This is a genomic window from Lysinibacillus halotolerans (assembly GCF_003711845.1).
GTDB classification, from domain to species: domain Bacteria; phylum Bacillota; class Bacilli; order Bacillales_A; family Planococcaceae; genus Ureibacillus; species Ureibacillus halotolerans.
Window position 1 is genome coordinate 19,318 of the sequence record NZ_RHLQ01000024.1, and the last position, 15,243, is coordinate 34,560.

At 35.5% G+C, this 15,243-nt stretch carries 16 protein-coding genes; all 16 read right to left on the minus strand.

The features are described from left to right. Positions 1-80: 80 nt before the first annotated feature. The 16 genes from EC501_RS10610 to EC501_RS10685 all read right to left on the minus strand — a co-directional run bounded on the left by EC501_RS10610 (position 81) and on the right by EC501_RS10685 (position 15,243). Positions 81-503 (minus strand): S1 domain-containing RNA-binding protein, encoded by a 423-nt coding sequence (locus EC501_RS10610; RefSeq protein WP_122972271.1) that lies wholly within the window; start codon positions 501-503, stop codon positions 81-83. A gap of 199 nt (positions 504-702) precedes the next feature. Continuing rightward, positions 703-1,128, minus strand: coding sequence for an FtsB family cell division protein (locus tag EC501_RS10615; RefSeq protein WP_122972272.1), 426 nt, complete (start codon positions 1,126-1,128; stop codon positions 703-705). Between the two features lie 46 nt (positions 1,129-1,174). Beyond that, entirely contained in the window at positions 1,175-1,672 is a 498-nt protein-coding gene (gene yabQ, locus EC501_RS10620) for a spore cortex biosynthesis protein YabQ (protein WP_122972273.1), read from the minus strand. Next, positions 1,669-1,968: a sporulation protein YabP gene (yabP, locus tag EC501_RS10625; RefSeq protein ID WP_122972274.1), complete on the minus strand. Its 300-nt coding sequence runs from the start codon at positions 1,966-1,968 to the stop codon at positions 1,669-1,671. The genes yabQ and yabP overlap by 4 nt, the downstream gene beginning before the upstream one ends. 142 nt (positions 1,969-2,110) lie before the next feature. After that, positions 2,111-2,401: an RNA-binding S4 domain-containing protein gene (locus EC501_RS10630; RefSeq protein ID WP_122972275.1), complete on the minus strand. Its 291-nt coding sequence runs from the start codon at positions 2,399-2,401 to the stop codon at positions 2,111-2,113. A 3-nt stretch (positions 2,402-2,404) separates the two neighbouring features. Then, positions 2,405-3,871: a bifunctional methyltransferase/pyrophosphohydrolase YabN gene (yabN, locus tag EC501_RS10635; RefSeq protein WP_122972276.1), complete on the minus strand. Its 1,467-nt coding sequence runs from the start codon at positions 3,869-3,871 to the stop codon at positions 2,405-2,407. 8 nt (positions 3,872-3,879) lie between these two features. Then, positions 3,880-5,484, minus strand: a complete 1,605-nt coding sequence (locus EC501_RS10640; protein WP_122972277.1) for a putative polysaccharide biosynthesis protein — start codon at positions 5,482-5,484, stop codon at positions 3,880-3,882. Between the two features lie 151 nt (positions 5,485-5,635). Continuing rightward, positions 5,636-6,172: a stage V sporulation protein T gene (spoVT, locus tag EC501_RS10645; RefSeq protein WP_122972278.1), complete on the minus strand. Its 537-nt coding sequence runs from the start codon at positions 6,170-6,172 to the stop codon at positions 5,636-5,638. Between the two features lie 169 nt (positions 6,173-6,341). Continuing rightward, positions 6,342-9,866, minus strand: a complete 3,525-nt coding sequence (mfd, locus tag EC501_RS10650; RefSeq protein WP_122972279.1) for a transcription-repair coupling factor — start codon at positions 9,864-9,866, stop codon at positions 6,342-6,344. A gap of 182 nt (positions 9,867-10,048) precedes the next feature. Next, positions 10,049-10,276 (minus strand): anti-sigma-F factor Fin, encoded by a 228-nt coding sequence (locus tag EC501_RS10655; protein WP_122972280.1) that lies wholly within the window; start codon positions 10,274-10,276, stop codon positions 10,049-10,051. A gap of 74 nt (positions 10,277-10,350) precedes the next feature. Then, a complete protein-coding gene (gene pth, locus EC501_RS10660) occupies positions 10,351-10,914 on the minus strand; it encodes an aminoacyl-tRNA hydrolase (RefSeq protein ID WP_122972281.1) in 564 nt (187 codons plus the stop codon). A gap of 141 nt (positions 10,915-11,055) precedes the next feature. Next, complete coding sequence (locus EC501_RS10665; RefSeq protein ID WP_122972282.1) at positions 11,056-11,685, minus strand: 50S ribosomal protein L25/general stress protein Ctc; 630 nt, start codon at positions 11,683-11,685, stop codon at positions 11,056-11,058. Between the two features lie 187 nt (positions 11,686-11,872). Then, positions 11,873-12,832 carry a ribose-phosphate diphosphokinase gene (locus tag EC501_RS10670; RefSeq protein ID WP_122972283.1) on the minus strand — a complete coding sequence of 320 codons (960 nt, stop codon included), beginning with the start codon at positions 12,830-12,832 and terminating at the stop codon, positions 11,873-11,875. 26 nt (positions 12,833-12,858) lie between these two features. After that, on the minus strand, positions 12,859-14,229 hold the full coding sequence (glmU, locus tag EC501_RS10675; protein ID WP_122972284.1) for a bifunctional UDP-N-acetylglucosamine diphosphorylase/glucosamine-1-phosphate N-acetyltransferase GlmU: 1,371 nt from the start codon (positions 14,227-14,229) through the stop codon (positions 12,859-12,861). Between the two features lie 181 nt (positions 14,230-14,410). Further along, positions 14,411-14,701: a septation regulator SpoVG gene (gene spoVG / locus EC501_RS10680; RefSeq protein ID WP_122972285.1), complete on the minus strand. Its 291-nt coding sequence runs from the start codon at positions 14,699-14,701 to the stop codon at positions 14,411-14,413. Between the two features lie 167 nt (positions 14,702-14,868). Further along, positions 14,869-15,243 carry a RidA family protein gene (locus tag EC501_RS10685; RefSeq protein WP_122972286.1) on the minus strand — a complete coding sequence of 125 codons (375 nt, stop codon included), beginning with the start codon at positions 15,241-15,243 and terminating at the stop codon, positions 14,869-14,871.

Genomic DNA, 15,243 nt, shown 5'->3' on the forward strand with positions numbered 1-15,243 from the left:
AAAGACTATTAGTGACGTTGTTATCACTAATAGTCTTTAATCTATATTACACTTTTTCTACGATTAAAACAGACAGCAAACTACCCTCTTCTAGCTCCACGGCCACCGCGTTTTGATTCAGTTGCACGTTTTAATGTTGCAAGACGCTCGTCACTATCTTTTAAAAATCGTGCCATTTTTTGCTCGAAGCTTTCTTTTGATGGACCTTGACGATCGTTTGAGCGATTATCACGTCGTGGACGACTTGGACGTTCAGGTTTTTCAGCTTGAGGCTTCGCTTTTCGGATTGATAAACCAATTTTACCATCCGCTTCAACATTCATCACTTTTACTTCAACAACATCCCCAACTTTAAGATGCTCGTTGATATCTTTCACATAGTTATCAGCAACTTCACTAATGTGAACTAGGCCTGTTTTGCCATCTGGCAGCTCAACGAATGCTCCAAAATTTGTGATTCCTGTTACTTTACCTTGTACTTTGCTGCCTACTTCAATTGACATAAAAAAAATGCTCCTCCTTAAAATTTAAGCGGCTATTTAGCCCGAAATCAAATTTAGTGTTACGTGCAATAAATCAATTCACGTTTCTCTTTTATTATAGCCAACAAAAAAAGAGTGTCAACAAGACAACTCTTTTTCTATCGACCCAAAAACACTTTTATTTTTAACTTAAAACGAAAGAACTATACATCCATAACCATTATTTGTTATTTCCGTCAGCCTTTTCACCATCATCTTTGTCTTCATTCGGGATAGTAAAAATAATTTCACCATCATCAGATAAAAAATATTCTTTACGTGCTAATTTCGCAATATATTCATCATCTTCTAGTTTGGCAATTTGTAATTTAAGCATATCCTGCAGTTCTTTAACCGTATCAAGCTTAGCAACAATTTCTTCTTTTTGCTGTTGTTTCTCTTCTAAACGGTGATGTTGTGTTATATAAGAACTAACTAAAAACACTAACGTCACTGTGGCAAGTAAACCAAATACAACCATCCTTCTACGGAAAAGAACTTTTTGTCTTTTTTTATATTGGGCTTTGCTATCTGATGATCGGACATAGTCATTTTCAAGCGTTCGAACATTATTTTGTTGTCGTTGTCGATTATAACGCTTCACCATATCCGTCACCTCCTCAAATTTCTGTACTCTATATTATACTTTTAATTCAACTCTTTTTAAAGATAGTCCTTCTAATTTTTGTATAAAATTTTCGTAAATGTTTTTCTAGGAATTTATTATATAGTTTGTAAAACGGTTTTAAGATAAATAAAATAATACGAACAATTAGTTTAAGAATACCAGTAATAATCGAATAAATGAATCGAATAATAGCAACAATTGGTTTAATTATAAGAATAATAAATACTCGTCCAATAAAACGAATTGGTCTCTGAAAAATAGATTCGTAAAGAAAAATACCTAGCAATTGTGATAATGGGTCGACTAAACGCCATTCTCCACCCTTTATAATAAATAAAATATAAAATGTCAGGGCACCTAATAGTGCCCATACAATTAGCTCTACTCCATACCCCATTTTTCTTATAATAGACTTCGGGCTTAAGGCGCTCAGTAGATAGCGTGTAAAATCCACTATTGCGCCTACAAATAAGCCACTAATTACCATTATTAATATACTAACAACTTGTTCATTAATGGTCATCCAAATAATTTATGGAGGAAGCCTTTTGATAAACCATTTTCTTCATCATCATATTGTAGTAGTTTTACATTTCCTTCCAAAGTCAGTAAACCTTTATCGACGTCTAAATGGACAATTCGTAATTCCTCGCCACGGATTAATAAGTGGCCTTGTGCTGTTCTAATATAAAATTCCTCTTGGTCAAAACGCTCAATTTCCTTAACTGAAGTCATGTCCATTCTTTTTCGATTTCGCACTGTCACAAGATGGTCCCCAGATGTCATTGTGTAACGATTACTTTCTTGATGTAGTGTCATATCGTTCCTCCTTTTAGTGTTATTGTGATTGTTCTGTTCACTTTATGCTAAAAAGAAAAGAAGCATGACAATAAATTTTGTCATGCTCTAGAAATTTACTATTTTTTCTCTTACAGGAAATGTCAGCAAATAAGAAAATTATCTATTCTTCATCATCAATAAATTGAGGTTCAATCTTATCAAGTTTTTCTTCTTTAAGAATTGTGAACATGTTTTGGGCATCTTCTTTACGCACATTTTCCCTCAAATCTTCAACACGGGCAGTCACAACTTTTTGACCAAATCGAATAGTTAATTCGTCTCCAACTTTTACCGTGCTACCTGCCTTTGCAACTTTTCCATTGATTGTAATTCTTCCTTGATCTGCTACTTCTTTTGCTAAAGTACGTCTTTTAATTAATCGAGAAACTTTTAAAAATTTATCTATTCGCATCGACTAGTTCTCCTTTTTTTCTAACGTTTTTGCTTCATTCCAAAATTCATCTAATTGTTGTAACGTAAAATCAGCAAAGGTTTTACCGCTCTCTAATACCTTTTGTTCCACATATTGAAATCTACGAAGAAATTTCTCATTCGCATGACTCATAGCTTCTTCTGGTGAAATTTTGTAAAAACGGGCAATGTTAACAAGGGTAAATAACACATCCCCAAATTCGTCTAAACGGGATTGAGGAGCACCCTTTTCAACTTCATCCTTGAACTCTTTCCATTCCTCTAAAAACTTTTCCCATGCTCCTTCTGCATTTGGCCAATCAAAACCTACAGAGGCCGCTTTCTTTTGATAGTTATAAGATGTTTGTAAGGCAGAGGTTGGACGATACTCACCTTTTAATAGTGACTCCTTTTGCTCGCCCTTTTCTTTCTTTTTAATAGCGTCCCAATTTGCAACTACTTCATCCGCATCTTCAACGTTGACGTCACCGAACACGTGAGGATGTCTACGAATCATTTTCTCACTAATTGATTCCAATACTTCCTCTAAATTAAAATAACCATTATCTTCCCCGATTTGGGCATGTAAAAAGACTTGTAACAATACGTCACCAAGTTCCTCTACCATTCCAAAATCGTCCTCTTCATCTATGGCAGCTAAAAACTCATGGGCTTCTTCTAATAAATATTTTTTTAAGCTTTCATGGGTTTGTTTTTGATCCCAAGGACAACCGTTCGGACCACGTAACGTAGCGATAATACGTCTAAATGTCGTCCAATCGCGTAGCGCGTCTAAATCATTTTCAACCGGTGGTACATAAATCGTCGTTAAATTATTTATTTCGACCGCTTGATCCAATTCATATAACGGAACCGTTGTTAAACTTTCTAAAGAAGAGCCTGCAGCGGTTACGACTGTAACAGGATAATCATCACGATATTTTTCCATAAGGGTTAACTTCACTTCTGAAGCACTAAAGGAATCGTAAACTTGGGCAATTAACACATGTCCTCGCATGTTGACATCGTGAATCGAAAAACTCGTCCCATCTAATAATTGAAACCCTTCAATTGGATCAATTTTTAATGCACCAAAAATTGGATCTAAGAAGCTTTGGCCACCTTCTATGTTCAATTGAACTTTTCCTTGTCTCTCCGCTTCAATTAATAATTGCACTGTTTGTTCTGCCACTAACGGATGTCCAGGGACAGCATACATAATAGGTTCTTTACTAACAGCACTAATTAATTGTTCCGCAATCTCTTCATAAACCGGTTGAAATGTATCATATTTTTCATAAACAGCATCAAAACTAATGAACGCCATTCCCTCTTTCTGTAAATCTTGTATAACTGGGTGATCTATCGTTCGAACATAAATTTTTTCAACTGTTTTTAATTTTTTATAAACACCCATTTGTAGCTGATCAAGTTCAGCTGCTCCTAGGCCGATAATGGTTAATTGATGCATCTTTTCACCTACTTCTTTTTATTTAACAATAACTGATAACGAGCCATTTTTCTTCCAAAGGGCAATAAAAACCATTCCTTTACCGCTAGCATTTTCGTCTTTGCCACAATCGTTAAATAAACAAATGCTCCAATGCAAATTAAGCATCCCCCAATAATGACTGATTCCATTCTACCTGTGACAATAGGAATAACTGCCTGGATCACTTGATCCACCAAAGCAACAACGAATATCATACTACCGCTTGCTATACATAATTTTATGTAGAATGCTTTAGTTGCTAGTTTACTATGGACTAATTGTTTTAAATAAATCATAAGTAATCCGGCGCTTAAAAATAATGCAATATTGCTTGCTATCGCCGCCCCTAACACATCCCAATTCGGTATAAAATAACAATTCCCTATATACTTAAGAAGTATTGCACCAATTAATATTAGAGCTGGAATTTTCAGCTTATTCATTCCTTGTAAAATCGCGGTTAACGGTAATATGACCGATAATGGGACGATTTGTAAAACATATACCATTAATACATTGGATAATGCATTTGTTTCAAACAACATTTGATTTACATAAGGCATAACAATTACTAATCCAATAGACGCGGCAACTCCAAGTAAAATAGAGGCGCGATAGGTTAACTGGATAAACGGATTAGGTCCTCTACCGCCCTTTTTCTTTGACTGGAGTGCCACTAAAGGGACAATGGCAAGGGAAAGGGAAGAAGCGATAATAATCCCAAGTTGAACAAGTGGCTGTCCTCGGTCGTATATTCCCTTCATCTCCATTGCCTTAATAGATTCCATTCCATTATGGAGCAAAGTAGAAAAAACGGTAAAGGAATCGATTAATTGAAAACAAAGTAGAAGTAAACTGCTCATGCTAACACTTAAGCTTAATATCGTTACTTCTTTCAGTATTGGCCAAGTTCGCTCTGTTTTTTTTAATTTTTTCGGAACAATTTGGACTTTTTTACTGTAATAAAGTAATAAAATAACCGCTGCTATTTCACCTATCACTGTTCCAAAAACTGCCGCGTTTCCAGCCGCATATAATGATTTATTTGTATGCATAATAATGATTGCCCCGACTAGTATAAATGCGACTCGAATAAATTGTTCAAATACTTGTGCATACGCAACCGGCTCCATTTTACCTTGTGACTGAAAACGCCCTTTCATTAAAGCTAACATCGGCATAAAGAGTGTCACAAAAGAACCCGTTTTAAGAAGTGGAGCCAACTGTAGATCACCCATTAATTCCGATAAAATATTAGCTCCGAAAAATAATAAACAAAAGAAAATGATAGACAACAGTGTTAAGTAATAAAAGATTGTTCGAGAGATAAACCCTTTTCTTTCAACTGGATGAATACTTGATTCAGCGTCTGCTAACATTTTAGAAATGGCAACGGCAAAACCACCAGATGCCCAAACAACAAAGAAAGAAATAAATGGATAGACTTGTTGGTATATATAAAACCCTTGATCTCCAACTAAGTTTTGAAAAGGTACCCGATAAACTGCACTTAATGCTTTAACAATTAAGGCAGCAATCGTTAATAGCAACGCTCCCTTCATATATCCTTTCATGCCAAAATTATCTGCCATATTCACCCTATCCTCCATAACAATGCCAATAGTATAACATGAAATGTGAAACAAACTCGATTTACAAGAGATACGACTATTTCGTAAATATTTCATGTTTTTTAAAACATAAAAAAACGCCTCTATATCATTAGAGACGTTTTTTTCTTTATTAGTTTTCCATTTGTTTTGCAAGGAAGTTTGCTGCTGTTTCAGCAGCCTTTTGTTCCACTTCACTTATAAAATGGACTTTTGATAATAAATAAACCGCGCCAATAGCATCCCCATTAGAAATAATAGGTGCTACACAATAGGATTTCACTTGTTCATATTGTCCTGGCACAAGTTCAATTGTCGCTTCTGTCTTTTCTAAAACTACAGAACGTTGCTTCATAAAGTCTTCCGCGAATACGGATAATCGACGGTTCGTATATTCCTTTTTCGATAATCCAGCTACTGCTATCATTTCATCTCTGTCACTAATTAAGGCAGGTGTACCTACCGTTTCATATAATGACTCAACATATTCTTTTGCAAATTCACTTAAATCATTTATTGGTGAATATTTTTTTAAGATAACTTCTCCTTCACGGTCTGTGTAAATTTCTAAAGGATCTCCTTCACGAATACGCATTGTTCTACGAATTTCCTTTGGAATAACTACGCGACCTAAATCATCAATACGACGGACAATTCCCGTTGCTTTCATACTTTATTGCCTCTCTTTCAGAATCAAATTTCCTTTACATTGATAGTATGGTTATTAATTGGTCAATGTATGCAAAAAGTGAATGAAGAGGATAAAATTCTAATGTCGGGCAATAAAATGGAAAACATGGACAAGTTTTTGCTATATCGATATAGATAAATAAGCTTTTCTATTTTTGGACAGTTTCTTTTTTAGATTTTGCAGCGATTTCAATCATTTGTTCTAAAACATCAAAAGGTTGGTAGCTTCCACATTTTTTCTCATCAATCGTCAAAGTTAATTTGGCACCGTCCATGATAAAACCAACTGCTCGATCAAATTTCATTGACTCAGAGACGATGTAACTACCATCCACATTTTTTGTTCCTTCTTCAGAAAAATAAATCGAAATCATTTTTTGTTTTTCCTTAATAGCTGTTATTCCAGCTTCTATTGCCCACACTTTCATACGGGCAATACGTAATAACTTTTCAGTTTCTACTGGTAAATCACCAAATCGATCTAACATCTCATCCATTATTTCCGTATAGTCTTCTATTTGTTCCATCGATTTTATACGTTTGTACATTTGAATTTTTTGATAGCCATCTGGTATATATTGATCCGGAATATATGCATCCACATGTAAAATAATTTCTACATCTGGTCTTTCTTCTTTTACTACTCCAGTTTGACGCTCTGCTATTGCTTCTTCTAACATTTGAGAATATAAATCAAATCCGACCGAATCAATGAACCCATGTTGTTGTGATCCTAATAGATTTCCCGCGCCACGAATCGATAAATCACGCATCGCAATTTTAAAGCCAGAACCAAGCTCTGTAAATTCTTTTATAGCTTGCAATCTTTGCTCCGCTACATCTGTTAGCACTTTATCTCTTTGATACATGAAATAAGCGTAAGCGATGCGATTTGAACGACCAACTCGACCACGTAATTGATACAACTGGGATAGACCCATACGATCTGCATCATGGACAATCAGTGTATTGACGTTAGGCATATCTACACCCGTTTCAATAATCGTTGTCGTTACAAGTACGTCATATTCGCCTTCAAGGAAGTTTAAAATGATGGACTCCAATTGGGATTCCGTCATCTTACCGTGGGCATATCCAACCCTTGCATCTGGCACAAGCATTTGGATTTCCTCCACTTTTCGAGTCATATCCTCTACCCGATTATAAAGGTAAAACGTTTGTCCTCCGCGCGCCATTTCCCTTTCAATCGCTTCTCGCACAAGGGCACCGCTATATTCCATTACATATGTTTGAACTGGGAAACGATTTTGTGGTGGCGTTTCGATAACCGATAAATCCCTTACCCCGACCATCGACATATGTAATGTACGTGGAATTGGTGTAGCAGTTAATGTTAAAACATCAACATTTGTTTTCAACTGTTTAATTTTTTCTTTATGGGTTACCCCAAATCGTTGTTCTTCATCCACAATTAATAAACCTAAATCACGGAACACAACGTCTTTCGATAATACCCGATGCGTACCGATTACAATATCAACGGTTCCGTCTTTTAAACCTTTTAACGTTTCCGTTTGTTGTTTTTTCGTACGGAAACGGCTTAATAGACCAATATGAATCCCATAGTCCTCAAAGCGTTCCTGCATTGTCTCAAAATGCTGTTGGGCTAAAATTGTTGTCGGTACAAGAAAGGCCACTTGTTTCCCATCCATTACTGCTTTAAACGCTGCACGAATAGCTACTTCTGTTTTACCATAACCAACATCACCACACACAAGGCGATCCATTGGACGTTCCCGTTCCATATCCCGTTTTACTTCGAGAATTGAACGTAATTGATCTTCTGTTTCTTCATATGGGAAAGCGTCTTCAAAAGCACGCTGCTCATCTGTATCAGGAGAAAAGGCATATCCCTTCTCTGCTTCCCGTTTTGCATAAAGTTTAATTAAATCATCCGCAATATCTTTAACAGCAGAGGATACTTTTGCCTTCGCTTTTTTCCACTCGGCACCACCAAGTTTATGAAGCTTCGGTTCTTTCCCTTCAGAAGCAACGTATTTTTGAATTAAATCAATCTGTTCAACAGGCACATATAACTTATCATCTGCTCGATAGCGAATATTTAAATAATCTTTATGAGTACCATTTACTTCAAGGGTTTCAATACCAATATATTTCCCTATACCGTGATGAACATGTACGACATAATCACCAGGTTTAATTTCGGTATAGCTTTTAATCCGTTCCGCATTAGACATTTTTTGCGGTCTACGGGGCTTTCTTTTTTCCTGTTGTTTAAACAGCTCATCATCGGTTACTACCGCAATTCGTTGTAATGGCAATTCAAAACCAGAAGTTAACACCCCATCAACTAAATAAATGCCTGGTTCTGTGGGCGCCCCTAGCAAACTATGAATGTTGTATTCTTCCAACATGCTTTGCAGTTTTTTAATTCGTTCTTTCCCATCTGCTACAAACAATACTGTAAATTTCTCTTGTGTCCATCGCTCTATTTCATTTTGTAAAAGGCTTATTTGCCCGTGGAATTGTTGCATTGGTTTACAAGAAAAGTTTGTTGTTTTTTTAAAGGTAATACCCGAAAACGTTCGAGCGAATAAAGCAAAGTATATTTTTTGCTGGTCTAACATCGAATGAACTTCTTTAAAAGAAAAGGAAGATTTAACGTCATGAACAATTTTCCCTTCTTCTATTAGGGAAATAAACCATTCTTCTTCCTCCCGTTCCCATGCATCCATTACTTCTTGAATTCGTCCAAGCTCATCGAATAAAACAATGCCATCCTTCGCAAAATAATCCCCTAGGAAAGTTTGTTCATCATAAAGAAGGGATCCATATTTCGTAATATGATCAGGAATATTTCCTTGTCGTAGCATTTCAATATCATATTGGATATTTTGATATAACAGTTCTTGCGTTTCTTGTTTTTTTATTTTCTTCAAACTTTTACTTAAGGAGTTCTCTAGTCTTTCTGCTAATTCAGCCCGTTGACTTGTTGTTAACAATAGTTCTGAAGCCGGTAAAATACGTACGGAGTCCAATTTTTCTATGGATCGTTGATCGTCTGCAGAAAAAGTACGGATTGAATCGACTTCTGTATCAAATAATTCAATACGAATAGGCGACTCTGCATATGGAGGATAAATATCTAAAATCCCTCCACGTAATGCAAACTCACCAGGTGTTGTAACCATTTGGCTTCTTGTATATCCCATCGTCACCAAATGTAATAGCCATTCTTCAATTTCGATATCTTTCCCTATTACAGCTTCTAAATAATAATTTTTCCACTGTTGTACCGGTGTCATCATTTTTCGCATTCCAGCAATCGGAATGACATATATTGCTTTCTCCTGCTTCACTAATAGATCAAGGGTTGCGATACGTTGCGCCTTCAATTCCGGCGATGCAATTGTCATATCCGCTGCGATAAATTCATCTGCAGGATAATAATGAACAAACTCTTCCCCAACTAAGGAGGATAAATCATCAACTAATTTTTGAGCTTGTAAAAGATTGGCCGACAATATATAAAGAGGCTTATTCGTTTCCTTGAATATTGATTGAAAAAAAACTGGCCTTGCACTTCCTGTTAAGCCCGTAATAAGTTGAGAATCATAATTTTTTTCTCCAATTTGATTAATTAAACTATTTATATGTTTATCTTGAGAGAATAGTTGATGAAATACGTTCATTCATAAACCTCCTTCCATCATTCATACTTAATTTATGTAATCATTAATCAATTACATGTAAAATAACCGCTTTATTTTTATTTTCATAAACAAAGCGGAAAAAGTGGGTGACTTTAATAAAATAAGTCGCCCACATATTTGCAGTAATACAAAAAATGGTTTTTCTATGTTTTAAACTACTTTTATTGCAACCATTTTTTCAGTGCGTAATAATCGGGAAATTGTCTCAATGAATCTTCACAATGTTCACAAATACAATGCACTGTTGTATCACCGTGCTCATTTTTTTCAATATAATCGTCTACTTCTCCCACTTCGAATAAATGCAACTTACGTATAGTTTCATCCGCATCAAAGGGTAATGTCCCAATTTCCGTTTCACAATGACGACAACGATAACGAACAGGCATTAGTATCGTCCTCCTTTAAGTATGTAAAAGCATACGCTTTCTAATACTCAAAGTATTGACCTAATTTTGCCTATTTATGCACCGTTAAATTCAGTCATCACATCTAGAAATTTTTTGGATAGTGATGATTCTACTGCAGCGACGGTTTTATTAACGGCTTCATCAATAATTGGATCCTCTTCTTTTGAAAATTTTGCTAATACATAATCCGTTACTTTCATACCAGCAGGTGGTCGGTTAATCCCTACTCGAATTCGATTAAACTCTTGTGATCCTAAATGTTGTATTAACGATTTAATTCCGTTATGGCCTCCAGCACTACCTTTTTGTCTTAACCGGAGTTTTCCTGTTTCTAAATCTAAATCATCATATATTACAATGATGTCTTCTATATCAATATCAAAATAATCCATTAACGGGCGAACACATTCACCTGATAAGTTCATATATGTTAAAGGTTTTAACAAAATGACTTTCCCTTCAGGCCGATGAACAATGGCATACATTCCATTAAATTTTAATTGATTTAACGGAGAATCCCATTTTTCAGCTAATGCATCAATGCATTCAAAGCCAATATTATGTCGTGTATGTTCATATTGTTTCCCGGGATTCCCTAATCCAATAATTAATTTCATAATTGACTCATCCTTTTTTCACTAATCGTAGCTTATTTTATCATACGCTGTGTTGAAAAAGAAAAAACAAGTTTTGTTTATGTAATTTTCCTTTTGTTTTCAAAATAAAAATGTATGAGCATCAACTCATACATTTTTTGATTAACTTTCTGATTCGGGTGCTTCTGTTGCTTTAATATCTTGATTTTCATCGTCACCTTGTCCAGCTGTATCATCATTAACCACTACTGGAGGTGTAACGGTCACTACCGTCTCTTCATCTTGATTTAATATTTCGTATTGGACACTACTACGAATACCCCCTACAGAGATGGAATCATTCATTGCCAAATTGGAGATATCCACGTCAATTGACTCTGGAATGTCGGACGGTTTCACTTTAATTTTTAATACTCGTAATGGTTGAGTTAAAACGCCGCCTTCTTTTACACCGATTGCTTCGCCAATAGGAGTAATCGGCACTTCCACTTCTAATTCTTCTGACATATTAATGGATAAAAAATCTACATGTTTTACTGTCCCTTTTAGTGCACATCTTTGTACTTCATTTAAAATAGCGTTTAATTGTTTTCCTTCAACATCAATTTTAAATACTGCTGTACGTCCATATTGTTGGACAGCTTTTGCAGTATCCTTGTAATCAATTGATACAGGAATCGTATCGACATTATATCCGTAGATTACTGCTGGTAATTTCCCTTCATTTCGTAATTTCGTTAAAGAAGAACGAGCTCCTTTATCACGTCGAGTCGCTTGTAATACTATATCCAAAAAAATCGCTCCTTTCAGAAAATCATGACTTATACTATTATGTCTATTTTTCTGAATACTAAACTCTTTTATTGGACAAATTTGTATATTAGATTCACGTGTTAAATTCCAATTTATTTATATCTCAATTATACTAGAACATAAAAAAGACAAGGCTACTAATATAGCCTTGTCTATCTATATAGGATTAATCGAATAATGTACTTACAGATTTGTTTTCATATACACGAGAAATTGCTTCTGCCATTAAATTCGCTACTGAAAGTTGTTTAATTTTTGGAGACACTTTATCTTCAGTCAGTTGAATTGTATTTGTTACTACTAATTCTTTAATTGCTGAGTTTTCAATGCGCTCAATAGCTGGACCTGATAATACAGGGTGAGAACAACATGCATAAACTTCTTTTGCACCTGCCTCAATTAATGCATTTGCACCAATTGTAATTGTACCTGCAGTATCAATAATATCATCAATTAAGATACAAACTTTTCCTTCAATGTTCCCGACAATGTTCATAACTTCCGCCACGTTTGGTTTTGGACGACGTTTATCGATAATAGCAATTGGAGCTTTTAAACGCTCTGCCATTTTACGTGCACGAGTAACTCCACCGTGATCCGGAGATACAACGACAAGATCTTCTGGATTTAAGTTTTTGGATTTGAAGTAAGTAGATAAGATCGGTACTGCTTGTAAATGGTCAATTAAAATATCAAAGAAACCTTGAATTTGTGGTGCGTGTAAATCTAATACGATTACACGGTCAGCACCTGCAGTTTCTAATAAATTCGCTACTAATTTCGCTGTAATTGGTTCACGAGCCTTCGCTTTACGGTCTTGGCGTGCATAGCCATAATAAGGGATGACTACATTAATTGTACGAGCAGAAGCACGTTTAACAGCATCAATCATAATTAAAAGTTCCATTAAATGTTCATTTACAGGGGCAGAAGTCGATTGAACGATGAAAACGTCACAACCGCGGATACTTTCCTCAATACTAATTTGAACTTCTCCATCACTGAAATGTTTAACAGATGATTTCCCAAGTTCAACACCCATCAATTCCGCAATTTCTTGTGCTAAAGGGTAGTTAGAATTTAAAGAGAAGATTTTAAGTTTTGTGTCAGCATATTGATACGGCATGATGGCCTCCTAATAGTTTTACAAATTTATTTTGAATTTAATTTCTTTGCATAATCAAGTTTATTTTCTTGTCTAGAACGCGCGATTGCCAACGCGTCTTCTGGTACTTCTTTCGTAATCGTTGAACCAGCTGCTATAAACGAACCAGCACCTAATTTAACGGGTGCCACTAAATTTGAATTACATCCTACAAAAACATTATCTTCAATTACTGTTTTAAATTTATTTTTACCATCATAGTTAACTGTGATTGAACCACAACCGATGTTTACATTGTTCCCTACTTCCGCATCACCAATATAGCTTAAGTGGGAAACTTTTGTATCATTACCTAGCGTGCTTTTCTTCACTTCAACAAAGTTACCAATTTTCACGTGGTTTCCTAATTGAGAATCAGGACGTAAATGGGCAAATGGACCAACCGCAGTATCTTCTCCTACTACACTATCTGTTGCAACAGAATTTTGTACGATAGAGCGATCACCAATTTGACTATTAACAATTGTAGTATTCGGACCGATAATACAATCACTACCAATAATCGTCTTTCCTTCAATCATTACACCAGGTTTGATGACAGTATCACTACCAATTACTGCATCTGCACTAATAGAAGTAGTAGATGGATTAATAATCGTTACACCATTTCGCATATGCTTCTCATTAATACGAGCACGCATAATTTCTTCCGCTTGTGCTAATGCTACACGATCATTAACACCTAACGTTTCATCAAAATTGGAACAAGTATATGCTGATACAATTTCACCTTGTTGTTGTAATATTTCAATGACATCTGGTAAATAATATTCACCTTGTGCATTTTCATTTTTAACAAGCTTTAATGCTTCAAATAATGCTTTGTTATCAAAGCAATAAGTTCCAGTGTTAATTTCATTAACTAACTGTTGTTCAGGTGAAGCATCTTTTTGCTCTACAATTTGTTCTACTTGGCCATTAGCACCACGAATTACACGACCATAACCTGTTGGATTGTCAGCAACTGCCGTTAAAATCGTCGCTTTTGCCTTTTGATTTTGGTGATGTTCATATAGCGCTTTCATCGTTTCAGGACGAATTAAAGGAGTATCTCCACAAACAACTAACGTTGTCCCTTCCAATGAACCTAAAATCGCCTCAGCTTGAATAACGGCATGAGCCGTACCAAGTTGTTCTTCCTGAAGTACATATTCACTTTTATCGCCCAATTGATCTTTTACTTTATCCGCTCCGTGACCAACAACAGTAACAATACGGTTCACATTCAAAGTTTGAATGTTTTCTACAACATGTTCTACCATTGGTTTTCCACATACAGGATGGAGCACCTTATATAATTTGGACTTCATGCGAGTTCCTTGACCAGCAGCCAAAATGACTGCAAAAATGTTCGTCATTCTAAGTCCTCCAATTTTCCTCATATTCTCTTATGACTATATAGTAAATTCACCCGATTTTCAAGGCTTCCAGACTTGACAAATCCATGACATCCTTATTTGGTATTTCCTTCATTTTTTCTATTACTTTTATACATGAAAAAAGAGACTACTCTAGGTAAGTAGTCTCTTCATCTTTACATTATGCATTTGCCTCTTCAAGTTGAAGTGCTTCTTCTTCACTAGAAGCATGATAAGCAGCTAATACTACATCTTGAAGTTTATTTCTTGTTTCAGAGTTAATAGGATGTGCAATGTCACGGAATTCTCCGTCGGGTGTACGCTTGCTTGGCATAGCAACAAATAACCCATTATTTCCATCAATCACTCGAATATCATGAACCACGAATTCATCGTCTAGTGTGATGGAAGCAATTGCTCGCATGCGCCCATCAGTTTGAACACGTCTTAATCTTACGTCAGTAACTTCCATTCTCTCACTCCTCTCATCTAGGATGCCTTTTAAAGATATGATTCTACAAAAATTTCTTTTTTCCTTCTTCTTTTATAAAATTTTCGAAAAAATGAGAAATATTTTTTATATAAAAAAAATGACGAACTACTACTAAAGTAATTCACCACTTTTTCTTGTAAACTAGTTTATTCCACTACTGCAATTACTTCAATTTCTACCTTTACATCCTTTGGTAATCTAGCTACTTCTATTGCTGATCGTGCAGGTTTGTGATCTCCAAAATGATTAGCATACACTTCATTCATTGCTGCAAAGTCATTCATATCTGCTAAAAAGACAGTTGTTTTTACAACATGATTTAAAGAACTACCTGCTTCTTTTAAGACAGCTTTCAAATTTTCAAATACTTGATTTGTTTGAGCTACAATGTCGCCTTCTACTAATTCACCTGCTGCAGTTAACGGAATTTGACCAGAGCTATAGAACATTCCATTTACAATAATTCCTTGAGCGTATGGACCGATTGCTGCCGGTGCATTGTTCGTTGATACAGTTTTCAT

Coding starts and splice junctions, on each gene's coding strand:
- spoVG (WP_122972285.1), bottom strand. CDS start 14,701: ATGGAAGTTACTGACGTAAGATTAAGACGTGTTCAAACTGATGGGCGC.
- yabP (WP_122972274.1), bottom strand. CDS start 1,968: ATGACACTACATCAAGAAAGTAATCGTTACACAATGACATCTGGGGAC.
- yabN (WP_122972276.1), bottom strand. CDS start 3,871: ATGCATCAATTAACCATTATCGGCCTAGGAGCAGCTGAACTTGATCAG.
- yabQ (WP_122972273.1), bottom strand. CDS start 1,672: ATGACCATTAATGAACAAGTTGTTAGTATATTAATAATGGTAATTAGT.
- EC501_RS10640 (WP_122972277.1), bottom strand. CDS start 5,484: ATGGCAGATAATTTTGGCATGAAAGGATATATGAAGGGAGCGTTGCTA.
- EC501_RS10685 (WP_122972286.1), bottom strand. CDS start 15,243: ATGAAAACTGTATCAACGAACAATGCACCGGCAGCAATCGGTCCATAC.
- glmU (WP_122972284.1), bottom strand. CDS start 14,229: ATGACGAACATTTTTGCAGTCATTTTGGCTGCTGGTCAAGGAACTCGC.
- spoVT (WP_122972278.1), bottom strand. CDS start 6,172: ATGAAAGCAACGGGAATTGTCCGTCGTATTGATGATTTAGGTCGCGTA.
- EC501_RS10610 (WP_122972271.1), bottom strand. CDS start 503: ATGTCAATTGAAGTAGGCAGCAAAGTACAAGGTAAAGTAACAGGAATC.
- EC501_RS10655 (WP_122972280.1), bottom strand. CDS start 10,276: ATGCCTGTTCGTTATCGTTGTCGTCATTGTGAAACGGAAATTGGGACA.
- pth (WP_122972281.1), bottom strand. CDS start 10,914: ATGAAATTAATTATTGGATTAGGGAATCCCGGGAAACAATATGAACAT.
- EC501_RS10630 (WP_122972275.1), bottom strand. CDS start 2,401: ATGCGAATAGATAAATTTTTAAAAGTTTCTCGATTAATTAAAAGACGT.
- mfd (WP_122972279.1), bottom strand. CDS start 9,866: ATGAACGTATTTCATCAACTATTCTCTCAAGATAAACATATAAATAGT.
- EC501_RS10670 (WP_122972283.1), bottom strand. CDS start 12,832: ATGCCGTATCAATATGCTGACACAAAACTTAAAATCTTCTCTTTAAAT.
- EC501_RS10615 (WP_122972272.1), bottom strand. CDS start 1,128: ATGGTGAAGCGTTATAATCGACAACGACAACAAAATAATGTTCGAACG.